The sequence below is a fragment of the Mycobacterium sp. genome, assembly GCF_044370595.1.
In the GTDB taxonomy this organism is placed as follows: Bacteria; Actinomycetota; Actinomycetes; order Mycobacteriales; family Mycobacteriaceae; genus Mycobacterium.
The window spans coordinates 1-14,931 of record NZ_JBILVF010000078.1 but is presented as its reverse complement, the minus strand read 5'-3'; the positions used below and the strand labels follow the sequence as shown (position 1 = coordinate 14,931).

Below are 14,931 nucleotides of genomic sequence, written 5' to 3'. Positions count from 1 at the left end.
GGGATGCGGCCGCGGGTCGAGACCTTGTGCCCGTTGCGGCGGGCCCAGTCGCGGATGGCGGCGCTTTGTTCGCGGTCGATCGTGCCGCGGCCGGACCGGCCCGGTGCGGCCGGCCGTCCCCGGCGCCTTCCGCCGACCTTCCGGCCGGCGTCGGTCCACTGTTTGAAATCCTCGCGCAGTTTCTTGGCATTCTTGGCGGAAAGATCAATCTCATAAGTCGCACCATCGATCGCGAATTCGACAGTCTCGTCAGCGGGACCCTCACCATCGAAATCGTCGACGAGGGTTACGGTCACTTTTTTTGCCATGATTCGATCGGATCTTTCTGTGCACGGCCGACGACGTGATTTACGTCCGAGCAGTAATGTGCCATAAAGTCCGGTCCGGTTACAACAATTGCAGCCGGCTCAGTGGCGGTGCCGGACAATTGGAAATAAAACCGTCTCGCGAATTGAGAGCCCGGTCAGTACCATCAGCAACCGATCGAGGCCCATACCCGTTCCGGTGGTGGGCGGCATTCCGTATTCCATTGCCGCCAGGAAATCCTCGTCGAGTGCCATCGCCTCGTCGTCGCCGGCAGCCGCGGCCCGGGCCTGGGCTTCGAATCGTTCCCGCTGGATCACCGGGTCGATCAACTCGGAATACCCGGTGGCCAGTTCAACGCCGCGGACGTAGAGATCCCATTTCTCGGTCACCCCGGCTTTGCTGCGATGCTCGCGCGTCAGCGGGGTGGTTTCCACGGGGAAATCCTTGACGAAAGCCGGGGACCACAGGGTGGCGCCCACGGTGTGTTCCCACAGTTCTTCGATGAGCTTTCCGTGGCCGTAACCGCGGTCCCGGGGAATCTCCAGACCGAGCCGGTCGGCAATGGCCCACAGGTATTCTGCGGACGTCTCTGGGGTGATCTCTTCACCGAGGGCATCAGACAAAGAGGGATACATTTCAATCGACGGCCATTGGCCGTCGAGGTCATACATTGTCCCGTCGGGTAATGCGACCTCGCGGGTGCCGAGGGCCTCGTCGGCGACTTCCTGAACGAGTTCGCGGATCATGATTGCCGAGTCGTCGTAGGTGGCCCACGCCTGATAGGTCTCCAACATGGCGAATTCGGGCGAGTGCGTCGAGTCGGCACCTTCGTTGCGGAAATTCCGATTGAGTTCGAAAACCTTTTCCATACCGCCCACCACGCACCGCTTCAGGAACAGTTCCGGGGCGATCCGCAGGTAGAGATCGGCGTCCAAGGCGTTTGAATGCGTCACAAACGGTCGCGCGGCCGCGCCGCCGGCCAGAGTTTGCAGCATCGGGGTCTCGACCTCCAGGAATCCGCGGCGCTCCAGGCCGTTGCGTACCGCCCGCACGACGGCGATGCGCTGGCGCGCCACGGCACGGGCCGCCGGCCGCACGATCAGGTCCACGTAGCGCTGCCGCACGCGGGCTTCCTCACTCATCTCCCGGTGCGCCACCGGCAGCGGGCGAAGCGCCTTGGCCGCCATCTGCCAGGAGTCGGCCAGGACGGACAGTTCGCCGCGCCGTGAGCTGATCACCTCTCCGCGCACGAACACGATGTCGCCGAGGTCGACATCGGCCTTCCAGGCCTCCAGTGCCTCCGGCCCGACGCCGGCCAGACTGATCATGGCCTGCAGTTGGGTGCCGTCTCCTTCCTGCAACGTGGCGAAGCACAGCTTTCCGGAGTTGCGGGAGAACACGACCCGGCCGGCGACGCCGACGACGTCGCCGGTGGTCGTGTCCGCGGGCAGATCGGGGTAGCCGGACCGGATGTCGGCCAGCGAATGGGTACGCGGCACCGAGACCGGATAGGCCTGCCGGCCCTCGTCGAGCAGGCGCTGCCGCTTGCCCTGCCGGATCCGGAACTGCTCGGGCAGGTCCTCGGACGGTTCTGTGGCTCCCGACGAGGCGCCGGCTGCCGACAAGGCTTCACTCACGGCGTGCCAGCTTAAAGGGAGTTTTGACCTCGGCGGTTCAGCGGGCTGGCTTGAGTCGGCTTTACCTACTCCCGGGTCGCGTCGCTCCTGCCCTCCGATGTTGGGTGTCCTGATTGCGCTCGTAGACCATGCGCAGCCCGTCGAGGGTCAAGTGTTTGTCGTAGTGCTCGACGGTGTGCAGCTCGGGCAGCATCAGGGTTGCGCCGTGGCCGGTGGCGACCACCGCGACGTTGCTGCCGGCGAAGCCGTCCATATCCTGGCGGATCCGGTTGACCAGGCCGTCGACCAGTCCGGCGAACCCGAACACCGCGCCGGACTGCATACATTCCACCGTGTTCTTACCGACCACCGACCGGGGTCTGGTCAGTTCGACCCGGCGCAGCGCCGCCGAACGGGCGGCGGCGGCGTCGGAGGACAGTTGAACTCCCGGGGCGATCGCCCCGCCGAGGAATTCCCCCTTCGCCGAGACCACGTCGACGCAGATCGAGGAGCCGAAGTCGACGACGATTGCGGCGGTTCCGAACTTGGCGTAGGCGGCCAGGCAGTTCACGATCCGGTCGGCGCCAACCTCTTTGGGGTTGTCGACCAGCAGCGGAATGCCCGTCCGCACACCGGGTTCGATCAGCACATGCGGTACAGCCTGCCAATACTGGTCGCACATCACGCGAATCTCGTGCAGGACCGACGGAACCGTGGAAAGCCCGGTTACCCCGGTGAGGCGCTCGGAATCGTCGCCGATGAGGCCCTCGATGGTCAGGGCGAGTTCATCTGCAGTGACCTCGGGTTCGGTTCGTATCCGCCAGTTCTGCAGCACTTCGGCGTGATCGCCGGATCCGGAGATAAGTCCCACCGCTGTGTGGGTGTTGCGAACGTCGATGGCCAGCAGCACGGTCAACGCACCCCCGGCAGCGGCCCGCAGAGGTCGACGGCAGGGTGGATTGCGGAATTCGGCAGTACGCGGAACTTCAGTACGCGGAACATCAGTTCCTCCAGGTCATCTCAGGTTCGCCCCCACCCGCGTCGGGTACAGCGGACCCGCCGGGCAGTTCGATCCCGATGTTGTCCAGCAGGCGTGTTGAGCCCAGGCGCGCGGCGACCAGCAGTCGGGCCGGACCGACGGACGGGGTGGGCTCCAGCCAGGGCCCGCGCAACTCCAAATAGTCGGTGAGGATGGCCGGCACCTCGTCAAGGACCGCGCGGGCGGCGTCGAGTACGGCGGCCGGCCCCCCGCCCGCGGCGTACATCCCGGCCAGCAGTGCCGAGGACAACGCGGTGGCTTGTTCGCGTTCCTCGGAGTTCAGGTAGCGGTTTCGCGACGACATCGCCAGTCCGTCGGACTCACGCACGGTGGGCACGCCGACGATGCGGGAATCGAGATTGAGGTCATCGGCCATCTGCCGGATCAGGACGAGTTGCTGGTAGTCCTTCTCACCGAAGAAGGCGCGGTCCGGCCGAACGATCTGCAGCAGCTTCAACACCACCGTGAGCATGCCGGCGAAATGCGTTGGGCGGACGGTACCTTCGAGTTCGGAGCCGAGGGGGCCGGGGTGGACGGTGGTGCGCGGACCGAGTGGATACATCACGGCGGGGGTCGGGGTGAACACCACCTCGACGCCCTCTTCGGCCAGTAACTCCAGGTCTGCGTCAAGGGTGCGCGGGTAGGCATCGAGGTCCTCACCGGTGCCGAATTGCAGCGGGTTGACGAAGACCGACACCACGACCACCGATCCGGGCAGCCGCTTGGCGGCTCGCACCAGCGCCATGTGCCCGTCGTGCAACGCCCCCATGGTCGGGACCAGCATGACCCGGCGGCCGGTGTGCCGGAGCGCTCGGCTGACCTCGGAGACCGCGTGCGGTGTCGGGTAGACGTTGAGCTGTCCGGCGCTGAACTGCGGCGCTTTGCTGCTCACCGGTGCGATCCCCCCGATCGGGACCAGTCGGTCAACACGTCACAAACCTCCTGTGGGGCGTGTGATCGCTGCGCGGTCCGCAGCGAGTCCGCGCAATAAGCCTGGGCCAGCATCGGATCGACGTCATTCAGAGCGGCGAGGTGCGCCGCGACCGCGGCCGCATCGCCGCGCGCTACCGGACCGGTGAGCGCGGCCTGACCGCGCTGCAGGGTGTTCTCCAACGCCGCTCTGGCCAACGGTCCGATGACACGTTCGGCGATGCCACCGGGGGCGTCGCCGATGAGTTCCTGGCCGAGCAGTTCCTGGCCGGCCAGCGCGGCGCGCAGTGCGCTGAGCGCGTCGGCGATCAGGGTGACGATGTGGTTGCTGCCATGAGCGAGCGCGGCGTGGTAAAGCGTGCGGGCGTCTTCACGGACCCGGAAGGGTTCCCCGCCGATCTCCAGGACCAGCGATGCGGCGATGGCATAACCGATCTCGTCGGCCGCGGTGATGCCAAAGCAGGTGTCGGCCAGACGGGCGATGTCTTCGTCAGCGCCGGTGAACGTCATCGCCGGATGAATGGCCAGTGGTACGCAGCCCTGCTCAGTCAACGGCGCCAGCACCGCCACCCCGTTCGCGCCGGAGGTGTGGGCAACGATGGTGCCCCGTCGCACCGCACCGGTCGCCGCCAATCCGGCTATCAGAGAGGCCAGTTCGGAGTCGGGGACGGTCAGCAGGAGGAGTTCGGCGCAGTCGGCGACGTCGGGAACCGGCAGGATGGGGGTGTCGGGCAGCCTGCGCTGCGCCATCCGGCGCGAGGTGTTAGAAATGGCACTGCACGCCACGACGACATGCTCGGCGCGTTCCAGTGCCACCCCTAAGGCGGTGCCAACCCGCCCAGCCGAGATGATGCCCACTTTGAGTCTGGCCGGGCGCAAGCCATTAGGGATCCCCATTGGCCGACCTCGCTGACGTGAGTATCGTTCCGATCCCGCTGGGGGTACCGGACGGTCAGGGGCGAGTCTAGCGTCTGAAGGTCAGTCCTCTCGGCGGCGGCGACCGCCGCCGGCGGGGGGACGATTTACCTGAAGACCCTGGAGGAGTTCCGAGAAAGACTGCCCATCGGCATGCTGCCCGGTGGGCTGGGGTTCCTCGATGCCGGGTTCGGCGACCGACTCCGGCGGACGGTGCCGTCCGGGTGGGCCTTGCGGGGCCTCGGGGGGAACCCAGTGCCGGCCGCGGGGCGGTTCGGGCGGCGCGACGGGCGCCGGCCGGGGTGGCGGTTGGCCGTTGTCCGCACTGTGGCGGCCGAGACGCACTTCCGGCGGCCGCCAGGGTGCCTCGGGTTGTGGAGCGGACGGGGCGACGAGGCGCTCGGCCGGCGGCGGCGGCGGCTCGGGGCGGCGGTGGGTGCCGCCGTACTGCGGCTCGGGCTCGAACACTGGCGGCACCATCACCGTCTCCGTCTCCACTGTCTGCACTGTCTGCACCGTCTGCACCGTCTCTTCGTAGACCGGTGCCAGCGGCTCCTCGGCGACGTCGATGATCGGGTTCTCCGCCACATAGTCGGTCTCGTCGGTGGCCATCACCACCGCCTCGGCGAACACCGTCTCGGAGATCACCGTGACCCGGCTGCTCTCGACCCGGTCCGGCGGCGGGGGCATCGGCGGGGGCATCGGGACTGCGACACGTTCGCTTCCCAGCGCCGGCCGGTGGGCCAGGTCGGTGCCGAGCATCACTTCGAGCTGGGACCGCAGTGAGGCCAGTTCGGCGCGCAGAGCGGCCATCTCGTCGGCGGCCTGGGCGCGCACCTCCCGGGACAGTTGCCGACGCAGATGCGCCTCGACCGAGGCCTCGTGCTCGCGTCGGGCCGCGATCTCCCGGTCCAGTTGGAGGTCGTAGACATGCTTCATATCCCGGGCGCGGGCCTGGGCGACATCGGTTTGCCTGCGGTAGATCACCGTGACGAAGGCAGCCATGACCGCCGCCCACAGTGACAGCACCACGGCCAGCCGCAGCAACTCGACCCGATCGGTGAAGACCAGTGTTGAACTGGCCAGGATCGCCAGAACCAGCAGCGCGGTCAGCAGTATCCAACCCGGCCCGCGGTCGCCGCGCCTGCTCCGCGCGCCGCGGGACTGAACGGTCATGGGCAGCACTGTACCGCGTCTAAAGTGCCCGCCCGCGACGACAAGCTGCGGCGATTCGCGCGATCATCCGGGTCGGGCGCGGTCCGTCAGGCGCCGACGGCGTGCTCGTCGGGCTCACCCGGGGACTCATCCCCCGGCGACTTGCAGCAGTGCTGCAGCCACAGCGCGGCGACCACGAGTGCCAGCGCGCTGAGCACAGCAACGATCGCGCCGGGCAGGTCGGCGGCCGCCACCCGCAGCTCGGTACGGCGGGGCCCCAGATACACCAGCATGCCTACCCACCACCCAAGCATCAGCGCACCGGCCCACGCCGAGGCCTTGGCGATCGCCACGGTCCGGGCCACGGCGAGCGGATGCAGCCGTCCGCCGCCCACCCCGATGCGGCCGTCGCGGATCCGGCTGCGCACCGACACCGCCCACCAAACCTCGACGGCGGCGACCGCCAGCAGCGACAGGCCGGTCCACAGCGTGATCGGCGGGAAGTACCGGTAGATCAGGCGGATGGCCAGATAACCGATCACGGCGGCGAGTGCGGCGGCCGCGGCCAGATCGCGGATACGGGTGGGGCCCATCAGCCGACCGGACCGTTGAGCACCAGATCTCTCGGCCGCACACCGTCGCGCTCCGCACGATCCACCTCGGCGAGCCAGTCCCGCACCGGGCGGCGGCGGTCCCCGACGGTCAGTTCGGCCGCCGGATCCACCGCCAACCAGGGGATGAGCACGAATGCCCGTTGGTGCGCGAACGGGTGCGGCAGGGTGAGCTCCGCGGTGTCCTCGCGGATCTCGGAGTCGCCGTCGAAACAACAGACCAGATCGACGTCGAGGGTCCGCGGGCCCCACCGCTGGGTCCGGACCCGCTGGTTGTCCCGTTCCACCTGCTGAGCCCACTGCAGCCAACCGTGTCCATCGAGGTCGGCATCCTCGGCGACGATCACCGCGTTGAGGAAGGGCCCCTGTTCGACCCCGCCCCAGGCGTCGGTCTCGAACACCGGGGATACCGCCATCACACGATCACCGGCGGCGTCGACGACGGACTGCAGCCGGCTGAGTCGGTCGCCGAGGTTGGACCCGATCGACAGCACCACCCTGCTCACACCTGCACCGCGACCGGGACGATCTGACCGCGCCCGCCTCGTCGGGACCGGCGCGCCACCACCGCCACGTCGGTGAAGGTCAGCGGGATGGGGGCCTGCGGTTTGTGTACCACCACTTCGACGGCGTGCACCCGTGGATCCTCCATGACGCCCTCGGCGATCTCGGCGGCGACCGTTTCGATCAGGTTGCGGGGTGGACCGGCGACGATGTCGGCGGCGCGTTGGGCCAGCGTTCCGTAGTCGTAGGTGTCGTTGAGGTCGTCGCTGGCGGCGGCGTCGGCCAAGTCGATCCACACGGTGATGTCGATGATGAAGTCCTGGCCGTCACGCCGTTCATGGTCGAACACCCCGTGATTACCGCGAACGGTCAGACCCCGTAACTCGATGCGGTCAGCCAACTCGGTCACTGCCTTCCTGCGGATGCTGCCAGGCGCCGACAACCTTGAGTGCATCGACACTGGCTCGCACGTCGTGAACGCGGACACCCCACGCCCCGTGCAGGACGCTGAGCGCCGAGATGACCGCGGTGGCTGTCTCCCGGCCGTCGGGTGAGCGCGGGGTGCCGTCCGCCGAGGCCAGCAGCGAACCCAGGAAGCGCTTGCGGGAGGCTCCGACCAGGACCGGGATTCCGGTGCCGACGAATTCCGGTATCGCGTTGAGCAACGCCCAATTGTGCTGCGCCGTCTTGGCGAAGCCCAGCCCGGGATCAATGATCAGCCGAGAGGGGTCCACGCCGGCGCTCACCGCCGCATCGACCGCCGACAAGAGTCCATCGCGGACCTCGGCGACGACATCGCGGTAGCGCGGCACCTCGTGGGACTGACCCTCCCCCACCGACCGCCAATGCATCAACACCCACGGGATACCCGCCTGGGCCACCACGCGCGCCATGTCGGGGTCGGCGCGGCCACCGCTGACGTCGTTGACGATAGCTGCTCCGCTGTCCAGGGCCGACTGCGCCACCTCGGCGTGCATGGTATCGACTGACACCGTGATTCCCTGTGCGGCAAGTTCTTTGACGACGGGGACGATCCGCGCCCGCTCGACGGACGGTTCTATCCGTACCGCACCGGGTCGGGTCGATTCGCCGCCGACGTCGATGACCGCGGCCCCCTCGGCCGAGAGTGCCAGACCGTGCTCGACCGCACGATCGGGATTGAGGAAGCGCCCGCCGTCGGAGAACGAGTCAGCGGTGACGTTGACAACACCCATCACCAGGGGCGACGCGACCCGGGAAAGGACGTCGTCGCTCACTTGCGGAGGATGAGTTCCAGCGCCTCGGCTCGAGATGCGTTGCTGGTCTTGAACATCCCGCGAACCGCAGACGTGGTGGTGACCGCGCCGGGCTTGCGCACACCGCGCATCGCCATGCACATGTGCTCGGCCTCCACCACGACGATGACCCCGCGGGGTTGAAGTTTGCGCATGATCGCGTCGGCGACCTGGGCGGTCAGACGTTCCTGCACCTGCGGTCGTTTGGCGTAGAGGTCCACCACCCGCGCCAGCTTGGACAGACCGGTCACCCTGCCGTCGGCTCCCGGAATGTAACCCACGTGCGCCATTCCGTGGAACGCCACGAGATGGTGCTCGCAGGTGGAGTACAACGGGATCTTCGTGACCAGAACCAATTCGTCGTGGCCCTCGTCGAAGGTCTTGTCCAGCACGGAATCGGGGTCGGTGTAGAGACCGGCGAACATCTCCCGGAATGCCCGCGCCACCCGTGCCGGGGTCTCTTTCAGACCATCGCGGTCGGGATCCTCCCCGACCGCTAGCAGCAACTCCCGCACCGCCGCCTCCGCGCGAGGCTGATCGAACAGCGGCGTGTCCAGCGTGATCGAATCGCGCTGCGGCATAGGTACTCCGTCCGTCGTCAACTGTTGGCCCGGCCGTTGTCATCGCCGGACTCGTCCTGGGGCCCGTGGCCGGTTGGCGCCGGGTACTGCTGATGCGGCGGATAGGCCGGTTGCCCGTGCTGGGGCTGAGCGTGGTGGGGCTGCCCGTGCTGGGGCTGTCCGTGCTGGGGCTGAGCGTGGTGGGGCTGCCCGTGCTGGGGCTGAGCGTGGTGGGGCTGTCCGTGCTGGGGCTGGTGGCCCCAGCCCGGCGGGGGGTAGTGATGGCCGCCCTGCGGCGGCGGCGGCCAACCCGGGGCCCGCCAGCCCGCTGGGGCACCGTAATCGGGCTGGCGCGGACCGTTGGCGTGATGGCCACCGTGCTGCGGTCCGGCAGCGTGTGCCCCGTTGCCGTTGGCTCCCTGGGCATGCTGCGGCTGGGCAGCCGCGGACGCCTGGGCGATCGCCTTCTTGAAGGCCGGCTCGGGCATCGGCTGGGGCCAGGGCTCGCCGCGTTCCATCGCCAGTTCGCCAGGCGTCTTGATCGGCGGCTTGTCCGAGGGGATGCGCCCGCCGAAGTCGTCGAAGTCCGTCAGCCGCGGACGCTTCTGCACGTCTGCGAAAAGAGCCTCCAATTCGGCGCGGTGCAGCGTTTCCTTCTCCAGCAGTTCCCCGGCCAGGACATCGAGCACGTCGCGGTACTCGGTGAGGATTTCCCAGGCCTCGGTGTGTGCCGCCTCGATCAGCTTGCGGACCTCGTCGTCGATGTCGCGGGCCACCTCGTGGCTGTAGTCGGCCTGGGTGCCCATGGTGCGGCCCAGGAACGGGTCGCCGTGTTCGGTGCCGTAGCGCACCGCGCCCAGCTTGGCGCTCATGCCGTACTCGGTGACCATCGCGCGGGCGATCTTGGTCGCCTGCTGGATGTCGGAGACCGCACCGGTGGTGGGCTCGCGGAACACCAGTTCCTCAGCGGCGCGGCCACCCATTGCGAAGACCAGCCGGGCGATCATCTCCGAGCGGGTCATCAGACCCTTGTCGTCCTCGGGCACCGAGACCGCGTGCCCGCCGGTACGGCCGCGGGCCAGGATGGTGACCTTGTAGATCGGTTCGATATCGGGCATCGCCCAGGCGGCCAGGGTGTGTCCGCCCTCGTGGTAGGCGGTGATCTTCTTCTCCAGCTCGCTGATGATGCGGCCCTTGCGGCGCGGTCCGCCGATGACGCGATCGACGGCCTCCTCCAGCGCCGCCCCGGTGATGATGGTGCCGTTCTCCCGGGCGGTCAGCAGCGCCGCCTCGTTGATCACGTTGGCCAGGTCTGCCCCGGACATCCCGACGGTGCGCTTGGCCAGGCCATCGAGGTCTGCGTCCGGCGATAGCGGCTTGCCCTGGGAGTGCACCCGAAGCACCGCCTTGCGGCCGGCGAGATCCGGGGAGGACACCGGGATCTGGCGGTCGAACCGGCCTGGCCGCAGCAGCGCCGGGTCTAGGATGTCAGGGCGGTTGGTCGCCGCGATCAGGATGACGCCCTGCCGCTCACCGAACCCGTCCATCTCCACCAGCAGCTGGTTGAGGGTCTGTTCGCGTTCGTCGTGTCCGCCGCCCAGGCCGGCGCCGCGCTGGCGGCCCACGGCGTCGATCTCGTCGACGAAGATGATGCACGGCGAGTTCTGCTTGGCCTGCTCGAAGAGGTCCCGCACCCGGGATGCGCCGACGCCGACGAACATCTCCACGAAATCCGACCCGGAGATCGTGAAGAACGGCACACCGGCTTCACCCGCGACCGCCCGGGCGAGCAGGGTCTTGCCGGTGCCGGGCGGGCCGTAGAGCAGCACACCCTTGGGGATCTTGGCGCCCAGAGCCTGGTAGCGGGCGGGGTTTTGCAGGAAGTCTTTGATCTCGTAGAGCTCCTCGACCGCCTCGTCGGCGCCGGCGACGTCGGCGAAGGTGGTCTTAGGCATGTCCTTGGACAGCTGCTTGGCCCGCGACTTGCCGAACCCGAAGCCCATCCGGCCGCCGGTCTGCATCCGGGAGAACAGCACGAACAGCGCCACCAGCAGCAGCAGCGGAAGCATGTAGATCAGCAGCGTGCCCAGGAAGCTGGGCTGGTTGACCGTGGTGTTGGTCTTGACACCCTTGGCGGTCAGCGAATCGAACAGCGGCACCGCATAGCCGGTCGGGTACTTGGCGATGACCTTGTTGGCGTCACCGGTCTCACCGTTGCCGGCCTTCAGTTCCAGACGGACCTGCTGTTCTCGGTCGTCGATCTGGGCGCTGGAGACGTTGTCGGCGTTGATCTGAGCTACCGCAACCGAGGTGTCGACCGGCTTAAAGCCGCGGGTGTCGTCGTTGAAGTACGCGAACAACCACATCAGCAGCAGCACGGCGGAGATCACCGTCAGTGTGCGGATAACGTTTTTACGATTCATCAAGCATTCACCCCTGCGGGGGTCCCGTCCTTCCGTATGCGCTCCCAGCAGCCTCTAAGGTTACCGCTACGCAGGCACCCGGCATTGCCGTCGGAGTTTCCGTCACCGATTGGTTCGCAAGATCGCCGCATCCCACTTTCGCCGTCCTTCTTCGACGGGCCCCGCCTGCTGTGCTTGGCTGGCGACCGTGCTCACACCCTCGTTCGTCGACCTCAACGGGGTCCGGTTGCGGGTATTCGAGGCTGGTCCGCCGGACGGCCCGGTTGTGGTGCTGGCCCACGGCTTTCCCGAGTTGGCGTTCTCGTGGCGTCACCAGATCCCGGTGTTGGCCGCCGCCGGGTACCGGGTACTGGCTCCCGACCAGCGCGGATACGGCGGTTCGTCGCGGCCCGAACCGGTCGAGGCCTACGACATCAGCGCGCTGAGCGGGGACCTGGTTGGTTTGCTGGATTACGCCGGAGCGGAACGCGGTGCGCTGGTAGGCCACGATTGGGGCGCGGTAGTCAGCTGGAGCACAGCGTTGCTGTATCCGGACCGGGTGGCGGCGGTCGCGGGTTTGAGCGTGCCACCGGTACCGCGTCCGCTGGCCCCACCCACCGAGGCTTTCCGGCGGATCTTCGGGGACAACTTCTTCTACATCCTGTACTTCCAGCAGCCGGGGGTGGCCGATGCCGAGATGGCCGCCGATCCCCGCCGCGCGATGCGGCGGATGCTCGGCGGCATGCGCGCCAGCCAGGACGAGGCGGCCGCGCTGCAGATGCTGGCACCGGGACCGGACGGTTTCATCGACCGGCTACCCGAGCCGGTGCGGCTACCGGAGTGGCTGACTCCTGCCGACCTTGAGCACTACGCGCAGGAGTTCGCTCCTAGCGGATTCACCGGTGCGCTGAACTGGTACCGCAACTTCGACCGCAACTGGCACCTCATGGCGCCGCCGAGGGCCCAGACCACCTCGGTTCCGGCACTGTTCGTCGGCGGCAGGGACGACCCGGTCCTGGCCTTCACCAAAATCGACCGAGCCCGGGAGGTGGCCACCGGGCCCTACCGCGAGGTGCTACTCGAGGGCGCCGGGCATTGGATTCAGCAGGAGCGGCCCGATGCCGTCAACGCGGAACTGCTGAGGTTCCTATCCGAAGTGAGGTGGACATGATTCGTCGAACCGTTTGCGCTGCAACTCTCGTGGCGGTCGCCGTGGCAGTATCCGGCTGCGACTCCGCATCGCCGGTGGCGACCAACCCGCGCCAGGTGACCGTGGTGGGCTACGGCGAAGTTCAGGGGGCGCCGGACACGCTGACCGCCGATGTCGGCGTCGAGGTGGTCGCCCCCGATGTGACCGCGGCGATGAACCAGGCCAACCGACGCCAGCAGGCGGTCATCGACACCCTCACCGGACGCGGGGTGGAGGCCAAGGACATCGCGACCACCGGTGTCAACGTCGCACCCCAGTACGGGGAGAACTCGGCGATCACCGGCTACCGGGCCGGCAACACGATCGCGGTGACATTCCGCGACCTTGCGGCGGCTCCCGGGGCGTTGTCCGCCGTCGTCGACGCCGGCGGCAACGCCGCCCGGATCAACTCGGTGACCTATTCGATTCGGGACGACTCCCAACTGATCAGCGACGCACGGGCGGAGGCTTTCGCCGACGCCATGAACAGGGCCACCCAGTACGCCGATCTGTCCGGGCTGTCGCTGGGCTCGGTGATCTCGATTTCTGAAGCGCCGCAATCGATTCCGCCCCGGCCGATGCCCTCAGCGCCGGAAGCCAAGGCCGCCGACGTGCCGCTGCAGCCCGGCGAGCAGACGGTCAGCTTCTCGGTGACCGCGGTGTGGGAACTGAACTGAGAGTTCCTCCCCGCCCTCTTCGGCACTCCGCTGGCGGCCGGGGTCGGACAGTCAGGAACCGCGCCTGCGCATCCCGGTGCCGCCGGGCTGGGAACAACCCCCGGCTCTGGACCCCGCCGACGACACCATCAGGATGGCGATCCTCAACCCGGGGCTGGCCACCGGTGGATTCCGCGCATCCGGGATCACCCGATTCAATTGTTCGGAAATACGGACATAAGCTCGCTGATGCCTCTAGTCTTCTGGTCGCTCGAGGACGGCGTGCGCACGAGGTCCGGCCCTGGGCGACCCACTCGCCCTGAGCGCCACACCGTGAGGAGACAACCGCGATGCCGAACCCCCTGAGCAATCGCAAAGCCCGCCGGGAACAACGGAAGTCAGGGCGGGGCCGGGCCAAGCGCATCGCGCTGACCGGTGTGGCCGCCACGACCGCCAGTGCGCTGGGCCTGGGTTTGGGGACACCGCAGGCCCTGGCGGCCGAGCCGGGTCCGTACTACCTGCAGGCGCCCACCACGGGACCGTTGGTCAATCTGCTTCCGGCCCTGGGGATCGGCGGTTTCAACCTTCCTGTCATCGGGAACGTCCCCCTGATCCCGACCGCAGCGAACGTCCCGAACCTGTACCGGGTCATCAACGGGTTGCCGTCCACCCAGGTCACCGGTGGGTTCGGCGCGTGCGGGCAGTCCAGTGCCGAGGTGTGCCGCGCCGTTCCGGTAATCACCTCGGGGATTGGGATTTTCGCCGCCACCGGCGCCACGAACGATCTGATCGCCAGCACGCAGGGGAAGACCCCGGCCGGTGAGGAGCCGCTGCGGCCGGGTTCGACGTTGGTGAGCCTGATCCCCATCAACGATCTCCTGCGGCCCAACGGCGGACTGGCGGCCCGGTTCCCGAACATCACCGCCGCATTGAGTCTCAACTCCGCCCTGCCGGAGATCGGCGACTACGTCGTCGACGCCGACACGTCCCTCAACGTCAGCCTGATCGACGTGACGTGGGAGTACAACACGTTTGCTGATTTCCCGGCCACCGCCAATCTACTTTCGTTGATCAACTCGGCCATGGCCGTGATCCCGTCGCTGGACCTGTTCCAGGGCGAAATCACCGACATCCTGGGCAAGTTCCGCACGACGCTGATCACCAGCGCCGGCACGACGTCGAACACCACGGGTACGGGCCCCGAGCTTCTCGCGACGCTGCCCGAGTTCGCCCTTGGCCAGCCCCCGATTTTCCCGCGGGCCTTCATGACCGCTCCGTCGGGCAACCTGCCGCTGCTGGCGCCGATGCGGCTGCCCGCGCAGGGTGTCAACCTCGCTCTGAACGCCCTGGGCAGCCCCTACCTGTTGGGCACCCCGATCGCGGACGCGATCCAGCCAGCGTTGAGGATCCTCGTCAACACCGGATACACCGATGTGCTGACCCCCGATGCGCTCAACACCTGCGCTCAGGCATGTGGCACCGACGCGGCGAAGACGTGGGCCCAGCTGGGTTACCAGGCCTACGATCGGACCCTGTATCAGGCCTACACCCCGACGCCGTTCGGTTCGGTCGATCCCCTCACGCCCGAGCAGCGGTCGAAGGTGCCGGGCGACGTGCTGACGGCCCTGACCGAGGGCATCCGGGCGCAGTTCCAGAAGCCGTTCTGGGGCATCCTGGTGCCGGCCGCCGGAACTGCCGGCGCAGGTGCGGTCGGCGCCCCCGACGGCGGGCTCTCCGGGGCAGCCGGCTCGGCGACGGCCAAGGCGACCGGGCT

At 68.0% G+C, this 14,931-nt stretch carries 15 protein-coding genes; 3 read left to right on the top strand and 12 right to left on the bottom strand.

Annotation, left to right across the window (positions count from 1 at the left end; translation table 11 throughout):
• The 12 genes from lsr2 to ftsH form a co-directional block, all read right to left on the bottom strand.
• Positions 1 to 308 (bottom strand): histone-like nucleoid-structuring protein Lsr2 (gene lsr2, locus ADBZ5N_RS11590; protein WP_526257628.1); only part of this gene is annotated, 308 nt, incomplete at its 3' end.
• Positions 309 to 407: 99 nt separating this feature from the next.
• Positions 408 to 1,931 carry a lysine--tRNA ligase gene (lysS, locus tag ADBZ5N_RS11585; RefSeq protein WP_526257632.1) on the bottom strand — a complete coding sequence of 508 codons (1,524 nt, stop codon included), beginning with the start codon at positions 1,929 to 1,931 and terminating at the stop codon, positions 408 to 410.
• Between the two features lie 73 nt (positions 1,932 to 2,004).
• Positions 2,005 to 2,832 carry a type III pantothenate kinase gene (locus ADBZ5N_RS11580; protein ID WP_526257631.1) on the bottom strand — a complete coding sequence of 276 codons (828 nt, stop codon included), beginning with the start codon at positions 2,830 to 2,832 and terminating at the stop codon, positions 2,005 to 2,007.
• Positions 2,833 to 2,923: 91 nt separating this feature from the next.
• Positions 2,924 to 3,853 carry a pantoate--beta-alanine ligase gene (panC, locus tag ADBZ5N_RS11575; RefSeq protein ID WP_526257627.1) on the bottom strand — a complete coding sequence of 310 codons (930 nt, stop codon included), beginning with the start codon at positions 3,851 to 3,853 and terminating at the stop codon, positions 2,924 to 2,926.
• Positions 3,850 to 4,788, bottom strand: coding sequence for a Rossmann-like and DUF2520 domain-containing protein (locus ADBZ5N_RS11570; RefSeq protein WP_526257626.1), 939 nt, complete (start codon positions 4,786 to 4,788; stop codon positions 3,850 to 3,852). The genes panC and ADBZ5N_RS11570 overlap by 4 nt, the downstream gene beginning before the upstream one ends.
• 81 nt (positions 4,789 to 4,869) lie before the next feature.
• Entirely contained in the window at positions 4,870 to 5,982 is a 1,113-nt protein-coding gene (locus ADBZ5N_RS11565; RefSeq protein WP_526257625.1) for a DUF6779 domain-containing protein, read from the bottom strand.
• A gap of 86 nt (positions 5,983 to 6,068) precedes the next feature.
• Complete coding sequence (locus ADBZ5N_RS11560) at positions 6,069 to 6,554, bottom strand: DUF3180 family protein (RefSeq protein ID WP_526257624.1); 486 nt, start codon at positions 6,552 to 6,554, stop codon at positions 6,069 to 6,071.
• Complete coding sequence (gene folK / locus ADBZ5N_RS11555; protein WP_526257623.1) at positions 6,554 to 7,078, bottom strand: 2-amino-4-hydroxy-6-hydroxymethyldihydropteridine diphosphokinase; 525 nt, start codon at positions 7,076 to 7,078, stop codon at positions 6,554 to 6,556. Before folK ends, ADBZ5N_RS11560 begins: the two co-directional genes overlap by 1 nt.
• Positions 7,075 to 7,476, bottom strand: coding sequence for a dihydroneopterin aldolase (gene folB / locus ADBZ5N_RS11550; protein ID WP_526257630.1), 402 nt, complete (start codon positions 7,474 to 7,476; stop codon positions 7,075 to 7,077). The genes folK and folB overlap by 4 nt, the downstream gene beginning before the upstream one ends.
• Positions 7,469 to 8,290 (bottom strand): dihydropteroate synthase, encoded by an 822-nt coding sequence (gene folP, locus ADBZ5N_RS11545; protein WP_526257629.1) that lies wholly within the window; start codon positions 8,288 to 8,290, stop codon positions 7,469 to 7,471. Before folP ends, folB begins: the two co-directional genes overlap by 8 nt.
• Before the next feature lie 38 nt (positions 8,291 to 8,328).
• On the bottom strand, positions 8,329 to 8,931 hold the full coding sequence (gene folE / locus ADBZ5N_RS11540; RefSeq protein ID WP_526257622.1) for a GTP cyclohydrolase I FolE: 603 nt from the start codon (positions 8,929 to 8,931) through the stop codon (positions 8,329 to 8,331).
• A gap of 17 nt (positions 8,932 to 8,948) precedes the next feature.
• Positions 8,949 to 11,333 carry an ATP-dependent zinc metalloprotease FtsH gene (gene ftsH, locus ADBZ5N_RS11535; protein WP_526257621.1) on the bottom strand — a complete coding sequence of 795 codons (2,385 nt, stop codon included), beginning with the start codon at positions 11,331 to 11,333 and terminating at the stop codon, positions 8,949 to 8,951.
• Positions 11,334 to 11,520: 187 nt separating this feature from the next.
• Here ftsH and ADBZ5N_RS11530 point away from each other — a divergent pair, with 187 nt between their 5' ends.
• The 3 genes from ADBZ5N_RS11530 to ADBZ5N_RS11520 all read left to right on the top strand — a co-directional run.
• Positions 11,521 to 12,483 carry an alpha/beta fold hydrolase gene (locus tag ADBZ5N_RS11530; RefSeq protein WP_526257620.1) on the top strand — a complete coding sequence of 321 codons (963 nt, stop codon included), beginning with the start codon at positions 11,521 to 11,523 and terminating at the stop codon, positions 12,481 to 12,483.
• Positions 12,480 to 13,178, top strand: coding sequence for an SIMPL domain-containing protein (locus ADBZ5N_RS11525; RefSeq protein ID WP_526257619.1), 699 nt, complete (start codon positions 12,480 to 12,482; stop codon positions 13,176 to 13,178). The genes ADBZ5N_RS11530 and ADBZ5N_RS11525 overlap by 4 nt, the downstream gene beginning before the upstream one ends.
• Positions 13,179 to 13,507: 329 nt before the next feature.
• A partial coding sequence (locus ADBZ5N_RS11520; protein WP_526257618.1) for a PE-PPE domain-containing protein occupies positions 13,508 to 14,931 on the top strand: 1,424 nt, incomplete at its 3' end.

Excerpts from the sequence above, each read along its gene's own strand:
- ADBZ5N_RS11570 (WP_526257626.1), bottom strand. The coding sequence starts at position 4,788 with ATGGGGATCCCTAATGGCTTGCGCCCGGCCAGACTCAAAGTGGGCATC.
- folP (WP_526257629.1), bottom strand. The coding sequence starts at position 8,290 with ATGGGTGTTGTCAACGTCACCGCTGACTCGTTCTCCGACGGCGGGCGC.
- ADBZ5N_RS11565 (WP_526257625.1), bottom strand. The coding sequence starts at position 5,982 with ATGACCGTTCAGTCCCGCGGCGCGCGGAGCAGGCGCGGCGACCGCGGG.
- folE (WP_526257622.1), bottom strand. The coding sequence starts at position 8,931 with ATGCCGCAGCGCGATTCGATCACGCTGGACACGCCGCTGTTCGATCAG.
- ADBZ5N_RS11525 (WP_526257619.1), top strand. The coding sequence starts at position 12,480 with ATGATTCGTCGAACCGTTTGCGCTGCAACTCTCGTGGCGGTCGCCGTG.
- ADBZ5N_RS11560 (WP_526257624.1), bottom strand. The coding sequence starts at position 6,554 with ATGGGCCCCACCCGTATCCGCGATCTGGCCGCGGCCGCCGCACTCGCC.
- ftsH (WP_526257621.1), bottom strand. The coding sequence starts at position 11,333 with ATGAATCGTAAAAACGTTATCCGCACACTGACGGTGATCTCCGCCGTG.